The 14,212-nt window shown below is 64.1% G+C and carries 16 protein-coding genes; 12 read left to right on the top strand and 4 right to left on the bottom strand.

Annotated elements, in window-relative coordinates:
* Window positions 1–45 precede the first annotated feature (45 nt).
* Window positions 46–474: a VOC family protein gene (locus tag ROSMUC_RS03675; protein ID WP_037269917.1), complete on the top strand. Its 429-nt coding sequence runs from the start codon at window positions 46–48 to the stop codon at window positions 472–474.
* On the top strand, window positions 468–1,148 hold the full coding sequence (locus tag ROSMUC_RS03670) for a DUF1194 domain-containing protein (protein WP_037269632.1): 681 nt from the start codon (window positions 468–470) through the stop codon (window positions 1,146–1,148). The genes ROSMUC_RS03675 and ROSMUC_RS03670 overlap by 7 nt, the downstream gene beginning before the upstream one ends.
* On the opposite strand, the gene ROSMUC_RS03665 is transcribed toward ROSMUC_RS03670, so the two are convergent.
* From ROSMUC_RS03665 to ROSMUC_RS03655, 3 genes are all read right to left on the bottom strand, one after another.
* The gene (locus tag ROSMUC_RS03665) at window positions 1,142–1,642 is read right to left on the bottom strand and encodes a MarR family winged helix-turn-helix transcriptional regulator (protein ID WP_037269914.1); all 501 of its coding nucleotides are present in this window, start codon (window positions 1,640–1,642) and stop codon (window positions 1,142–1,144) included. The two genes, ROSMUC_RS03670 and ROSMUC_RS03665, sit on opposite strands and share 7 nt — an antisense overlap.
* A gap of 90 nt (window positions 1,643–1,732) precedes the next feature.
* Window positions 1,733–2,029 (bottom strand): succinate dehydrogenase assembly factor 2, encoded by a 297-nt coding sequence (locus ROSMUC_RS03660; protein ID WP_206018420.1) that lies wholly within the window; start codon window positions 2,027–2,029, stop codon window positions 1,733–1,735.
* Window positions 2,022–2,423, bottom strand: a complete 402-nt coding sequence (locus ROSMUC_RS03655) for a helix-turn-helix domain-containing protein (protein ID WP_037269630.1) — start codon at window positions 2,421–2,423, stop codon at window positions 2,022–2,024. The genes ROSMUC_RS03660 and ROSMUC_RS03655 overlap by 8 nt, the downstream gene beginning before the upstream one ends.
* A gap of 85 nt (window positions 2,424–2,508) precedes the next feature.
* Here ROSMUC_RS03655 and ROSMUC_RS03650 point away from each other — a divergent pair, with 85 nt between their 5' ends.
* Complete coding sequence (locus tag ROSMUC_RS03650) at window positions 2,509–3,711, top strand: pyridoxal phosphate-dependent aminotransferase (RefSeq protein WP_037269628.1); 1,203 nt, start codon at window positions 2,509–2,511, stop codon at window positions 3,709–3,711.
* Window positions 3,712–3,719: 8 nt separating this feature from the next.
* On the top strand, window positions 3,720–4,124 hold the full coding sequence (locus ROSMUC_RS03645; protein WP_037269626.1) for a hypothetical protein: 405 nt from the start codon (window positions 3,720–3,722) through the stop codon (window positions 4,122–4,124).
* A 256-nt stretch (window positions 4,125–4,380) separates the two neighbouring features.
* On the opposite strand, the gene ROSMUC_RS03640 is transcribed toward ROSMUC_RS03645, so the two are convergent.
* Window positions 4,381–5,334 carry a radical SAM protein gene (locus ROSMUC_RS03640; RefSeq protein ID WP_037269624.1) on the bottom strand — a complete coding sequence of 318 codons (954 nt, stop codon included), beginning with the start codon at window positions 5,332–5,334 and terminating at the stop codon, window positions 4,381–4,383.
* Window positions 5,335–5,494: 160 nt separating this feature from the next.
* Between ROSMUC_RS03640 and zwf the strand changes: the two genes are divergently transcribed.
* The 8 genes from zwf to ROSMUC_RS03600 all read left to right on the top strand — a co-directional run bounded on the left by zwf (window position 5,495) and on the right by ROSMUC_RS03600 (window position 14,172).
* Window positions 5,495–6,949: a glucose-6-phosphate dehydrogenase gene (gene zwf / locus ROSMUC_RS03635; protein ID WP_037269622.1), complete on the top strand. Its 1,455-nt coding sequence runs from the start codon at window positions 5,495–5,497 to the stop codon at window positions 6,947–6,949.
* Complete coding sequence (gene pgl / locus ROSMUC_RS03630; RefSeq protein ID WP_037269620.1) at window positions 6,946–7,617, top strand: 6-phosphogluconolactonase; 672 nt, start codon at window positions 6,946–6,948, stop codon at window positions 7,615–7,617. The genes zwf and pgl overlap by 4 nt, the downstream gene beginning before the upstream one ends.
* Window positions 7,618–7,629: 12 nt before the next feature.
* Window positions 7,630–9,210, top strand: a complete 1,581-nt coding sequence (gene pgi / locus ROSMUC_RS03625; RefSeq protein ID WP_037269618.1) for a glucose-6-phosphate isomerase — start codon at window positions 7,630–7,632, stop codon at window positions 9,208–9,210.
* Between the two features lie 117 nt (window positions 9,211–9,327).
* Entirely contained in the window at window positions 9,328–10,305 is a 978-nt protein-coding gene (gene ppk2 / locus ROSMUC_RS03620) for a polyphosphate kinase 2 (RefSeq protein WP_037269616.1), read from the top strand.
* Between the two features lie 100 nt (window positions 10,306–10,405).
* Window positions 10,406–11,164, top strand: a complete 759-nt coding sequence (locus ROSMUC_RS03615; RefSeq protein WP_037269613.1) for a TylF/MycF/NovP-related O-methyltransferase — start codon at window positions 10,406–10,408, stop codon at window positions 11,162–11,164.
* Window positions 11,165–11,242: 78 nt separating this feature from the next.
* The gene (locus ROSMUC_RS03610) at window positions 11,243–11,887 is read left to right on the top strand and encodes a DUF1007 family protein (protein WP_037269611.1); all 645 of its coding nucleotides are present in this window, start codon (window positions 11,243–11,245) and stop codon (window positions 11,885–11,887) included.
* On the top strand, window positions 11,869–12,777 hold the full coding sequence (locus ROSMUC_RS03605) for a nickel/cobalt transporter (RefSeq protein ID WP_037269609.1): 909 nt from the start codon (window positions 11,869–11,871) through the stop codon (window positions 12,775–12,777). Before ROSMUC_RS03610 ends, ROSMUC_RS03605 begins: the two co-directional genes overlap by 19 nt.
* A 42-nt stretch (window positions 12,778–12,819) precedes the next feature.
* Window positions 12,820–14,172: an MATE family efflux transporter gene (locus ROSMUC_RS03600; RefSeq protein ID WP_037269607.1), complete on the top strand. Its 1,353-nt coding sequence runs from the start codon at window positions 12,820–12,822 to the stop codon at window positions 14,170–14,172.
* The last annotated feature ends 40 nt before the right edge of the window (window positions 14,173–14,212 follow it).

Below are 14,212 nucleotides of genomic sequence, written 5' to 3'. Positions count from 1 at the left end.
CACGCGCCACTATCCTCCGACCCATTGCAATCACGGAGGATGACCATGCGCATCAAATATCTGCACACGATGGTTCGGGTCAAAGACCTTGAGGCGACGCAGCGGTTCTTTGCCCTTCTTGGGCTCAAGGAAACCCGCCGCTGGGACAACGAGGGCGGGCGCTTCACGCTCGTGTTCATGGCCCCCGAAGGACAAGAGGACTGCCCGGTGGAACTGACCTATAACTGGGACGGCGACGAAGGCCTGCCCTCGGACAGCCGCCATTTCGGCCATCTCGCCTATGCAACCAGCAATATCTATGAGCTCTGCCAGCACCTGATGGACAATGGCGTCACCATCAACCGCCCGCCGCGCGACGGGCGTATGGCCTTTGTCCGCAGCCCCGACAACATCTCGGTCGAGCTTTTGCAAGAGGGTGACGCCCTGCCCCCGGCAGAGCCTTGGACCAGCATGGAGAATATCGGCCATTGGTGAGGCTCGCTGCCCTTCTTGCGGCCGCACTTCTCGCGGCCCCGGCCCAAGGCGCCTGCCGCCTTGCGCTGGTGCTCGCCCTCGATGTGTCCTCTTCGGTCGATGAGGCCGAATATGCCCTGCAACGGGTGGGCCTCGCCTCGGCCCTTGATGCGCCCGAGATCCGCGATGCCATCCTGCGTGGCGGCACGGGCGATGTGGCGCTGGCGGTCTATGAGTGGAGCGGCCGCTTTCAGGACAGGCTGCATCTCGACTGGACCTTTCTGCGCTCTGACGCCGATATAACGGGCGCGGTGGCGGTGCTGGCGGGCATGCAGCGCTCGACCAGCGATTACCCCACCGGCCTCGGCTCGGCGCTGGGCTATGGCGCGGCGCTGATGGCGCGCGCGCCCCGCTGCGATCGGCAGGTGATCGACGTCTCGGGTGACGGGATCAACAATCAGGGCTTCGGCCCGGCGCTCGCCTACAAGCATTTTCCGTTTGACGACATCACCGTCAACGGCCTCGTGATCGAGGGGCACGACCCGCAGGTCACCCAATATTACCAGCGAGAGGTGCTCTTCGGGCCGGGGGCCTTTCTCGAAATCGCCCAAGGTTTCGAGGATTTCGAGCGCGCCATGTCGCGCAAGCTGTATCGTGAGATCAACGATCTCATGCTTGGCGCCCTGCCTCAATAGATATAGCGGATCTGATCCGTCCAATACCGCTCCACCCGGCGCAAGGAGGCGGTAATCTGGTCGATCCCATCGGGGCCAAGAACACCGCGCGCCTCCAACCCCTCGGCGTGGCGGGCAAAGAGATCGCCAACCAGATCGCGGATCGTGCGCCCCTTTTCCGTCAGCCGCACCCGGACCGACCGGCGATCCGCCTCGCAGCGCTGATGGTGCATATATCCCATCTCCACCAGCTTCTTGAGATTGTAGCTGACATTGCTGCCCTGGTAATAACCGCGCGTTTTCAATTCACCCGCCGTCACCTCGTGGTCGCCGATGTTGAAAAGCAAGAGCGCCTGCACCGCGTTGATTTCCAACACGCCCACGCGCTCGAACTCATCCTTGATGACATCCAGCAATAGCCGGTGCAGGCGTTCCACCAGCGACAAAGCGTCAAGGTAACTGCTGATAAAGGCGCTCTGAACGGCGCTCGTCGCGAGGGGGCTGTGATAGCTCATGTCGGTCTCCGTGCGATACTGCTCGCACGGGACCATCTGGCAAAAACCCGAACATTCGGTAAATCGCGACGAAACCGCCTAAAATGCGATCTACTTTCCGCCGCTGGCCTCTGCCGCAATCTCTGCCACCAGGGGCGCGAAGCGCGCAGGCGGCGCGGCTTGACCCGTCACCCATTGATAGAGATCCTGATCGTTCTCGCACAACAGCGCGTCGAACCCGTCCAATGCGGCCTTGTCCATCACCTCGAGCCGCGCTTCGGCATAGCGGCTCAGGATGATGTCCATTTCCTTGATCCCCCGGCGCATCGCGCGCATGCGCAGGCGCTTGATCCGGTGGGCGGGCGGCTCATCAGCGCCGCCCGGTGCCTCGACAGGGGCCTCACTCACCGGCTTCTTCCCGCAACTTGGCGCGTAGGGTCTTTTCCAACCGTCCCAGACGGTCGGTCGCCCGGGTCATCTGCGCGCGGATGTCGCGGATTTCGGTCAGCATATCGATCACGTCGCGCGACAACTCGCCCATCTCGGGCGCGCCCGGTCCCTCGCCTTCACCCGACAAGAGCCACAAGAGCGAGACATTGAGCATCCCCGCCATCATCGACAACTTATTGGCGCGCGGCTCCGACAGATCGTTCTCCCAGGCCTTCAACGTCTTGAGCTTGACGCCCAACCGTTTCGCCAGATCGGCCTGGCTCATGCCTGCGCGCTCGCGCGCACCTGTCACGCGGTCGCCAAAGGTGGTGGCCTCGGGATCGAACCAGCCGTCGGTGTTGTCTGCGGTCATCGTCTTCCTTTCCAGTGATCGGGCTTGATCGCGCCCTGACCGCAGCCTAAGACATTCTAGAAATGAATTCAAACCGGAGCCGGCCATGTCCCGTCTTTCCGCGACATTGTCGCGCGTCAAACCCTCGCCCACCATCGCCGTGACCACCAAGGCACAGGAACTCAAGGCCGCAGGGCGCGACGTGATCGGTCTGGGGGCCGGAGAGCCGGATTTCCCAACCCCCGCGCATATCCGCGCTGCCGGTATCCGCGCCATCGAGGAAGGCAGGACCAAATACACCGCCGTCGACGGCATCCCCGAGCTCAAGGCGGCGATCTGCGCCAAGTTCAAGCGCGACAACAGGCTCGACTATACCCCCGCGCAGGTCAGCGTCGCCTCGGGCGGCAAGCAGATCCTCTACAACGCCCTCATGGCCACGCTCAATCCCGGGGACGAGGTGCTGATCCCCGCCCCCTATTGGGTCAGCTACCCCGACATGGTGCTCCTGGCAGGCGGCGAGCCGGTGATTGCCCCCGCAGGCATCGAAACCGGCTTCAAACTGACGCCAGAGGCGCTCGAGGCCGCGATCACGCCCAAAACCCGCTGGTTCATCTTCAACTCGCCCAGCAATCCCACCGGCGCGGGTTATACTTGGGACGAGTTGAAGGCGCTGACGGATGTGCTCCTGCGACATCCTCATGTCATGATCATGACCGACGATATGTATGAACATCTGGCCTATGACGGCTTTGAATTCTGCACGCCCGCACAGGTGGAACCGGCGCTCTATGACCGCACGCTCACCTGCAATGGCGTGTCCAAGGCCTATTGCATGACCGGCTGGCGGATCGGCTATGCGGCGGGGCCGCAGGATCTGATTGCCGCAATGCGCAAGATCCAGTCGCAAAGCACCTCGAACCCCTGCACCATCAGCCAATGGGCGGCCGTCGAGGCGCTCAATGGCAGCCATGATTTCATCGCCGAGAACAACACCGTTTTCGCCCGCCGCCGCGATCTGGTGGTCAAGATGCTGAACGAGGTCGAGGGCATCGACTGCCCCACACCCAATGGCGCGTTCTATGTCTATCCGTCGATTGCCGGGCTGATCGGCAAGACCAGCGCAGGAGGGGCCAAGATCACCGATGACGAGGCCTTTGCCACGGCCTTGTTGGAGGAAACCGGCGTCGCGGTGGTCTTTGGCGCAGCCTTTGGACTATCGCCGAATTTCCGGATCAGCTATGCAACCTCCGATGAAGCGCTCAAAGAGGCGTGCACGCGGATACAGACGTTCTGCAAAGGGCTGAGCTAGGGGGACGGATGGCGGGCGATCTGCCGGATTATTATTTCAGGGTCCGTGAAAACGGGGCCTTCGTGTTTCGGGTTGATACCGAGAACCGGCAGCGCCGGATCGAGATGGAACAGATCGCCATCGTCAATATCCGCAAGTCCGAAATCAAGCCGCATGGCGACCGCGCCCTGTCCGACGCCGACATCACCGCCATCACCGCGTGGATGGAAGAACGGCTGAAGCTGGTCGAATACCGCGACATCGACGATATCCTGCGCGCGGTGGATTACCTCAACACCACAACCCATTGGGTGCAGTCCAAGGCGACCGACGACCAACTCGAACAGGTGACGGATGCGCTTCTCTTGGCGATGCACGACCTGCGCTCGGTGCTGGTGCGCAAAAAGGCGGACCGGCTGCTAAAGGGCGAGTGAGGCGGCTTGAGGGGCTTGGAATGAACGTTTGCCCCAATCTCCAAGGCGCGGAATCAAGGCGCGGCACGCGCCGCCGCGCAGCGCCCGTCCGCCCCACCGGGCGGGCGCTTTTGCGAGGTCTCAACACACTGAAAGCGCGGAAGTGTTTGGCAGGCATAAAGTGCCAGCCAACCCGGTTACAGCGCCCACCCGGCGGACAGGCACCACGCGGCTCCTTCGCTTGCGGCCAAGGTCAGCAACACGCCAGCCCACCCCCTCACCGCGAACAACTCGCCCCGCCTAGCACACAGAACTTGGTGCAATGGGGATGGTTCAGCGCCACGTCGCGCTCGGCCTCGGCCAGTGTCTCGCCCAATTCGAACTCGGGCGCATAGGGTAGCAGCGTGCAGGCCACCACCGCTGGCCGCGCCGCCCCCCTGCGCTTGACCACCATGCGCGACGAGGCGCACATGATGTCCTCGGGCCGCTTGCCCAGAATATCCCAACAGGCCGTGGTAATCTCGGGCACCTCGGCCCCCTCGTCCATCTCGGGGAAGAGAACGGTCGCGCCGGGATCATGCGCATCAATCTCGAACCCATGTTCCGCATAAAATGCGGCATAGCCCGCGCGCGATGCCGCCTCGCTCTCGCCCCAGACAGTGCGCCCGGCCACGGTCATGCGGATGCCATGGTCCCGCAACCAGCACATGCCCTCCAGCGTCTTGGCAAAGGCCCCCGCGCCGCGCTCGACGTCATGCAGCGCCTCGGACCAGTGATCGACCGAAATCCGCAAACTCAGCTTGCCGCCCCAGACCTTGACCAGATCCAACAGGCCTTCCCGAATCGTCTTGCGCATCATCGGGCGCATGGCGTTGGTCAGGATCAGCACCTCAAACCCCGCCTCCAGCGCCGCCCGCGCCATGCCGATCATCTCGGGGTTCATGAAGGGCTCGCCGCCGGTAAAGGCGATCTCGCGCAGCGGCCAACCCCGCTCACGCACCTGATCCAGATAGTCACGCACCTCTGATTCGGTGATGTAGACCAGCGCGTCATTGCTGGGCGAGCTGAGAATGTAACAGTTGCGGCATTCGATATTGCACAGCGTGCCGGTGTTGAACCACAGCGTTTCGGGATGGCTCAGCGGCACCGAGGCACGCGCCTCACCCTTGGCGGTGCGCGCCGGGTCCTGAAACTTGCCCTGATTGGCCGGGCCGGTGACGGTATCTTTCATAAGGTCATCCACCTTGCTGTTTTTCTTTTCTCACCTAACGCTCGCGATCTGGCAAGAGAAGCGTTCTGACGCCATTGTGAAGACGCCCCAACATGTTAGAGTTGCAGGGGCAAGGGTTGCGCCGGAAAAACAGGCGATTGACGAGCAAAGGAGACAGGCCATGGCCTCTCGGGTGATCCCGGTCGATCCCTTCGATCTGGTGATATTTGGCGGCACCGGCGATCTGGCGCGGCGCAAGATACTGCCGGCCCTCTTCCGGCGCTTTGTCGCCGGTCAGATCGAAGGCGATGTGCGCCTGATCGGGGCCGCGCGCGGCGATATGGACCGCGACGGCTATCGCGCCATGGCGCGTGCCGCGATCACCGAATTCGGCGGCGAGGAATCGGCCCGCAAAAAGGATCTCACCGCCTTTCTCGACCTGCTCGATTTCGTCACCCTTGACGCGCGCGGCACCGAAGGCTGGGAGCAACTGGCCGCCCTCATGCGCCCTGACCGCATCCGCGCCTTCTACTTTTCGGTCGCCCCCGCGCTCTTTGGCGATCTGGCCAAACGCCTGCACAAACACGGCATGGCCGACGACCTCAGCCGCATCGTGGTGGAAAAGCCATTTGGCCGCGATCTGGACACCGCGCGTGACCTCAACCGCACCCTGGCGCGGCACTTCACCGAAGGTCAGATTTACCGGATCGACCATTATCTTGGCAAGGAAACGGTTCAGAACCTGATGGCGATCCGCTTTGGCAACGTCCTCTTCGAACCGCTCTGGAACAGCCAATATGTCGATCACATCCAGATCACCGTGGCGGAATCCGTGGGCGTGGGCGGGCGCGGCGATTACTATGACAAATCCGGTGCCATGCGCGACATGGTGCAAAACCACATGATGCAGCTTCTGTGCCTCATCGCGATGGAGCCGCCCGCCAAATTCGAACCCGACGCCGTGCGCGACGAGAAACTCAAGGTCATCCGCGCCCTTGATCCGGTGGCGCGGGGCAATGTCGTGCGCGGTCAGTATGAGGGCGACGGCACCCAACCCGGCTATCGCAATCAGGTGGGCAACCGCGACAGCACGACCGAGAGCTTCGTGGCGCTGAAGGCGCATATATCCAACTGGCGCTGGGCAGGCACGCCGTTCTACCTGCGCACCGGCAAACGCCTGCGCGACCGCGCCAGCGAAATCGCCGTGGTGTTCAAGGATGCGCCCCATTCGATCTTTGGCGCCGATGCCGGGCGGCACCGCAATATTCTCACCATTCGTCTGCAACCCAACGAGGGGATCGAACTGGGTGTCACGATCAAGGAACCGGGGCCGGGCGGCATGCGCCTCATTGACGTGCCCCTCGACATGACCTTTGCCGAGGCGCTGGGGCCGGAAGAGGCGGATTTTCCCGATGCCTACGAGCGGCTCATCATGGATGTGATCCGCGGCAACCAGACCCTCTTCATGCGTGGCGACGAGGTCGAGGCGGCCTGGGCTTGGACCGATCCGATCATCGCCGATTGGGAAGATGAGGGGGCACCCCCCCTTGCCTATGCCACGGGCTCGGCAGGACCGGATGATGCGCTGATGCTCATGCACCGCGATGGACGCCGCTGGCGGGAGATACGACCATGACCTTTGTGGATTACGCAGACGACGAAATGCTCGCGATGGGGCTGGTCGATGTTCTCTCGACAGACCTGCGCAACGCCCTGCGCAGCCGCGACCGCGTGCTGTTTGTCGTGCCGGGCGGCACCACGCCGGGACCGATCTTTGACGGGCTCTGCGGCCTTGATCTCGATTGGGACCGGGTTGACATCCTGCTCTCGGATGAGCGCTGGCGCCCCGAGGTGCACCTGCGCTCCAACACCCGCCTCCTGCGCGAGCGCCTCTTGCGTGACCGCGCAGCGGCGGCGCGATACCTGCCACTATACGCCAAATCCCCGGAACCAGAGGCCGTGCTGGCCGAGTTGGAAACCAACATCTCGCCTGTTCTGCCGATTGATGTCTGCCTCTTGGGCATGGGGTCCGATATGCACACCGCCTCGCTCTTTCCCGGTGCCGACCGCCTCGCCGATGCGCTGGCCGAGGATGCGCCCATCCTCGTGCCGATGCGCGCGCCGGGGCTGGAAGAGCCGCGCATCACCCTCTCGGCGCGGGTCCTGGACGGTGCGCTGTGCAAGCATGTGGTGATCACCGGCGCGCGAAAACGGGCGGCGTTAGAGCGCGCCCAGCATATGCGCCCCCTTGAGGCCCCGATTGCCGCCGTGCTAGCGGGAGCCACAGTGCATTGGTGCCCCTAAGAGGATTTGAAAATGTGGTCAGCGGTTGAAGAGGTCGCCCAAGCGGCGCGAGACATCGACATCACCTGGTTGTTCAGCGATCCCGCACGCGCCACGGCCTTTTCGACCCGCTTCGATGGCATGCTCTTTGATTATTCCAAGACCGCCCTCACCGCCCCCGCACGCGCGGCTCTGCTCTCGTTGGCCGAAACCGCAGGCGTCGCCACCCGCCGCGCCGCGATGTTCGCAGGCGAAGCGATCAACGAGACCGAGGACCGCCCGGTGCTGCACACCGCGCTGCGCAACCTCTCGGGTGGCCCGGTCCGGGTCGCAGGCCAGGACATCATGCCCGAGATCACCGAAACCCGCAGCCGCATGGCCCGCTTTGCCGACAGCATCCGGCGCGGTCCCATCACCGATGTGGTCAATATCGGCATCGGCGGCTCGCATCTTGGCCCCGAAATGGCGGTGCGCGCGCTGCGCCCCTATCACGATGGCCCGCGCTGCCATTTTGTCTCGAACGTGGACGGTGCCGACATCTCTGACACGCTGGCGGGGCTGAACCCGGCCACCACCCTTGTGATCGTCGCGTCCAAGACCTTCACCACCATCGAGACCATGACCAATGCCGCCACGGCACAGGCCTGGATGACCCGCGCCGGGGTCAATCCGGGGCCGCAATTCGCCGCCGTGTCCTCAGCCGCGGCCAAGGCTGCGGATTGGGGCATCGACGCGTCCCGCGTCTTTGGCTTTGGCGATTACATCGGCGGGCGCTATTCCGTCTGGGGGCCCATCGGCCTGCCGCTGATGATCGCCATCGGGCCCGAGCGGTTCGAGGATTTCCTGCGCGGGGCCGAAGCGATGGATCAGCATTTCCAGACCGCAGATCCCCTCGACAACATGCCGCTCCTGCTTGGCCTCATCGGCATCTGGCACCATCAGGGCATGGGTCACGGCACACGCGCCGTGCTGCCCTATGACCAGCGTCTCGCGCGCCTGCCCGCCTATCTGCAACAGCTCGAAATGGAATCGAACGGCAAACGCGTCAGCATGTCCGGCGCCGCGCTCAGCCGCCCCTCCGGTCCCGTCGTCTGGGGCGAGCCGGGAACCAACGGCCAACACGCCTTTTACCAGTTGATCCATCAGGGCACCGCCGTGATCCCCTGCGAGTTCCTCGTGGCCGCAACCGGGCACGAACCGGAACTTGCGCATCATCACCGCCTGCTGCTGGCCAATTGCCTGGCGCAATCCAAGGCGCTCTTGCGCGGCCGTTCGCTGGACGAAGCGCGCGCGCTGATGCGCGACGCAGGCTACACCGGCCCCGAGCTTGAGCGGCAGGCGGCCCACCGGGTCTTTCCCGGCAACCGCCCCTCGACAACGCTGATCTATGACCGGCTGACCCCGCGCCGACTGGGCCAGATCATCGCCCTCTATGAACATCGCGTGTTCGTCGAAGGCGTGATCCTCGGGATCAACTCCTTTGATCAATGGGGGGTGGAACTGGGCAAGGTGCTGGCGGTCGATGTCGATGCCATGTTGACCGGCGATGCCACCCTCACCCGCGACGGATCAACCGCCGCCCTCGTGGCCTTTGCCCGCGCGGCCGGGGTCTGAGCCAAAAGCAACAGACGAGGCGCACATTTCTCACAGAGTTTGACCTCGCTCAAAGTCTGTCACAAAAAGTTCAAATATCATTCCCGGAGTGATCAATAGACCAGTCCGGAGTGCCGTATGAGCGAATCCCCTCTCTCCCCCCTGCCCACGCCCGAAACTCCGGACGGCTCCGCCACCCCGCCGATCAATGGCGCAGCCCCGGCAGCCCCGGCAGGCTCCCCCGCCGCAGCACCCTCCCAGACCGATCCCAACTCGCTGCGCGACGCCTTTGAGAATGGCGATTACCCCTACGAAACCCGCATGGGTCGCCGCAGCTACGAGACGCAAAAGGCGCATCTTCAGGCCGAATTGCTCAAGGTCCAGCTTTGGGCGCAAGAGACCGGGCAGAAATTCGTGCTGATCTTCGAGGGGCGCGATGCGGCCGGCAAGGGCGGCACGATCAAACGCTTCACCGAACATCTGAACCCCCGCACCGCGCGGGTCGTGGCCCTGAACAAGCCCACCGATCAGGAACGCGGCCAGTGGTATTTTCAGCGCTATGTCCAACACCTGCCCACCTCGGGGGAAATGGTGCTCTATGACCGCTCATGGTATAATCGCGCGGGCGTCGAGCGGGTGATGGGCTTTTGCGAGCCGCATGAATATCTCGAATTCATGCGCGAGACCCCCGAACTGGAGCGGATGCTCGTGCGCTCGGGCATCCGGCTCTACAAATACTGGTTCTCCGTCACCCAAGGCGAACAGCGCGCCCGCTTTGCCAGCCGCGAAACCGATCCCCTCAAGCAATGGAAACTCAGCCCCATCGACAAGGCCAGCCTTGATAAATGGGACGATTACACCGAGGCGAAAGAGGCGATGTTCTTTTATACCGACACCGCCGATGCGCCTTGGACCGTGGTCAAATCCGATGACAAGAAACGTGCGCGCCTCAATTGCATGCGGCATTTTCTCAACTCGCTCGACTACCCCGGCAAGGATCGCCATATCGCCCATGCGCCCGACCCGCTGATCGTGTCGACCGCGCAGCATGTGCTGCACAAGAGCGATCATATTCTGGGCAAATCCCTGCATCCCGAGGACCGCAAGACCCGCTAAGGCCCGTACACGCGCCCCTTGACGCGGTGCCCCGGTCTGGGCCAAGAACCCGCAGGCGCGGCCAGCAGGTCGGCCTGCGGCGTCAGACAGGGGGCAATCCGTGATACTCAAGGCACTCGACTCGCTCGGCGGGCTTCTTTTCGGACGCGAAAAATATCGGCGCGGTCACTACAAGCTGGCCAAGCGTCTGGCCTCGCGGCAGCGCTACGAGGTGTACAAGCCGCACCTGATCTGGCTCACCGACCCCGAGTTTCTCGCCGCCCGTGACATGGTCGAGGCGCGCGGCATCGAAGGCAGCCCCTATGACCGCTGCTTCACGCTGATGACCTCTGCCCGCATGGTGCGCAACATTCCCGGCAATTTCGCCGAATGTGGCGTGCGCTTCGGCAAATCCTCGGTTTTCCTGCTGACCGGCGCGGGCGCGCAGAGCACCAAGCGCCTGCATATCTTCGACTCCTTTCAGGGTCTCTCGGAACCCAGCGACGCCGATGTGCAATCGGGCGGCAAGTCCGAATGGTCCAAAGGCGATCTGGCTGTCCCCCAGGACATCGTGCGCCAGAATCTCAGCGCCTTTGGCGACCGTGTGGACCTGCACAAAGGCTGGATTCCCGACCGTTTCCCCGATGTCGCGGATCAGGAATTCTCGCTCGTCCATGTCGATGTTGACCTTTACGAACCAACGCTCGCTTCGGTCGAATTCTTCTATCCTCGGGTCAAACCGGGCGGTGTCATCATCTGCGACGATTACGGCTCTGGCGATTGCCCCGGCGCGAAAAAGGCGATCGACGAGTTTTTCGCCGACAAGCCCGAGAATGTCCTCTCGCTGACCAGCGGGCAATCCATCGTGATCAAGGCCTGAGCGAGCTTTCGCGCGGGCGCGCGCGCCCACGCCAAACGCGCCTTGCGGCAGACGCGCCCTGCGCCTAAGTCTGACGGCATGAAGCCGCTCATTCCCATGGCCCTTGCCACCGCCCTCTGCCTGCCCGCCGCCCCCATGGGCGCGCATCCGCATGTCTTTGTCGATGTCGCCCTGCGCTTCAACGCCGACGCCCAAGGGCACCTGACCGAGGTCGAGGTGACATGGAGCTATGACGATTTCTTTTCCCTTCTGATCCTCACCGACATGGGCCTTGATCCCGATGGCGACGGCACGCTGACCGAGGCGGAACTGGACAAGCTCAAGGGCTTTGATCTGGTCGAATGGCCCGAGGGGTTCGAGGGCGATCTCTATATGTATCAGGGCGAGACCAAGATTGCTCTGGATCACCCCATCCCGACCGGCATCGCCCTTACGAATGGCCGCATCATCGCCACCCATACCCGCACCTTTGGCCCCGTCAAGGCCGAGGGACTGCGCATCGAGGCCTATGATCCCACCTATTATGTGGCCCATAGCCTTGCCGGTCCGATCACCCTGCCCAAGGGCTGCGTCTACACGATCACCGAACCCGATTTGGACGAAAGTCAGGAACAGTTCCGCCAGATGCTCAGCGAGTTGACCGCAGAGGAGCAATATACCGGGGTCGAAATCGGCAATCTTTTCTCCGAGAGCCTGTCGGTCACATGCGCCGCCCCATCCTGAGCCTCGCGGCCCTTGCCCTTGCCGCTCTTGTCATCTGGCTCTGGGGGTTTGGCGGGGCCACGCAGGTTGCCGCTTGGGCCCGCACCGGACAGGCCGATACGCAACAGGCCATGGCCCGCCTCCTGCGCGCCCTGCGCGCGGGCGAACCGGGGACCTTGGCCGGGCTGATGGGCCTCTGCTTTGCCTATGGCTTTTTTCACGCGGCGGGGCCGGGGCATGGAAAACTCCTGATCGGGGGCTATGGCATGGCCGCACGCGTGAGCGCGCTGCGCCTGTCCCTTTTGGCGCTGGCCTCCAGCTTTGCGCAGGCGGCGGCTGCGGTGCTGCTGGTCTATGCCGGCATCTTCGTGTTTGACCTCACCCGCCAGCACATGACCGATCTGGCCGAGGACATCATGGCCCCCGCGAGTTTCGCAGCCATCGCGCTCGTGGGTCTCTGGCTGGCAATACGCGGCTTGCGCCGCTGGCGGCAGAACCGCCCCGTCCCCCCTCATCATAATCACCACCACCACGACCACGACGCCCCTTGCGCCTCTTGCGGACACAAGCACGGGCCAACCCTGGCCGAGGCCGAGGCTGTCACCACCTGGCGCGATGCCGCTGCCCTGATCGGGGCCGTGGCGATCCGCCCCTGCACCGGCGCGCTCTTTCTCCTGATCCTCACATGGCGCATGGGGCTGGATCTGGCAGGCATCCTTGGGGCCTTCGCCATGGGCCTTGGCACGGCCAGCGTCACCCTTGCCGTGGCACTCGCCTCCGTCACCCTGCGCGAAGGCGCGCTGGCGCGCCTCGCTACCGGCGACACCGCCCGCGCCCTGCCCCTCTTCGAGATAGCGGCAGGCGTGATCATTGCGGCACTCTCGACACATCTCATGCTGGGCGCACTCTGACGAGGGTTGCGCCCCACGCGCCCCCCGTCTAACCCCGATCCCATGCAACCCCGCCTCACATATCGCCAACATGCCCGCGCAGTGCTGGGGCTTGGCCTGCCGCTCATCGGCAGCCATGTTGCGCAATTCGCCATCACCTTCACCGATGCGCTCATGCTGGGCTGGTATTCGGTCGAGGCGCTGGCCGCCGAAGTGCTGGGCGGCACCATGTTCTTTGTCCTCTTCATCATGGGCTCCGGCTTTGCCTGGGCGGTGATGCCCATGGTGGCCTCCGCGCAGGCCTCGGGCGCAACCACCCAAGTGCGCCGCGTCACCCGCATGGGCCTCTGGGCCTCCATCCTCTTCGGCTTGGCCACCCTGCCCCTGATGCTGGGCTCCGGCGCGCTCTTTGACCGCATGGGCCAAGAGCCCGCCACCGCCGCCCTCGCCGCCGATTACCTCGAAATCGCGGGGCTTGGCATCCTGCCCGCGCTCATGGTGATGGTGCTCAAATCCTATCTCGCCGCGCTCGAGCGCACCGCCGTGGTGCTCTGGGTGACACTGGGCGCAGTGGCACTCAACGCCGGCATCAATTACCTGCTGATCTTCGGGCATTTCGGCTTTCCCGAACTGGGCGTGCGGGGCGCGGCCATCGCCTCGCTCGGGGTCAATATCGCCTCCTTCGTTGTGCTGGCCGTCTATGTCCAACGCTCCGCCCCGGACCACGCCCTCTTTCAACGCTTCTGGCGTCCCGACCCCGAGGCACTGGCCCGCGTCTTTCGGCTGGGCTGGCCCATTGGCCTGACCAATCTGGCCGAGGTCGGCCTCTTCGCCGCCGCCTCGATCATGATGGGCTGGCTCGGCACGCTGCCCTTGGCCGCCCATGGCATCGCCATGCAGATCACCTCGGTCATCTTCATGATCCACCTTGGCCTCTCCAACGTCGCTACCGTGCGCGCGGGACAGGCCCATGGGCGGGGCGATGGCGCGTCCTTGCGCGACGGCGCACGCGTGGTGCTTGGCCTCTCGGCCACCGTGGCGCTTGCAACCATGGCCCTGCTTCTGCTCGTGCCCGATCCGCTGGTCGGGCTGTTCCTTGCCCCCGACGATCCCGACCGGGTCGAGGTCATCGCCATTGGCCGCCAACTCCTCGCCGCCGCCGCCCTTTTTCAGCTCGTGGATGCGGCCCAGGTTCAGGCGCTCGGCCTCTTGCGCGGGGTGCAGGACACCCGCGTGCCCATGGTCATCGCCGCCCTCAGCTATTGGGCGGTCGGCGTGCCGGTCAGTTACCTTCTCGGTTTCACCCTCGGCTTGGGCGGCCCCGGCATCTGGCTTGGCCTCGCGTCGGGGCTGGCGCTGGCGGGGGTGTTCATGCTGGTGCGGTTCTGGGGATGGTCGGTGCGCACCATCCCATGAGTCCCCCTGCGGCAACAGGGGTGATTGCGCGGACCCGCGT

The sequence above is a fragment of the Roseovarius mucosus DSM 17069 genome (assembly GCF_000768555.3).
Lineage (GTDB): Bacteria > Pseudomonadota > Alphaproteobacteria > Rhodobacterales > Rhodobacteraceae > Roseovarius > Roseovarius mucosus.
The sequence above is the reverse complement of the archived record's forward strand: the minus strand, read 5'-3'. Positions and strand labels throughout refer to the sequence as shown.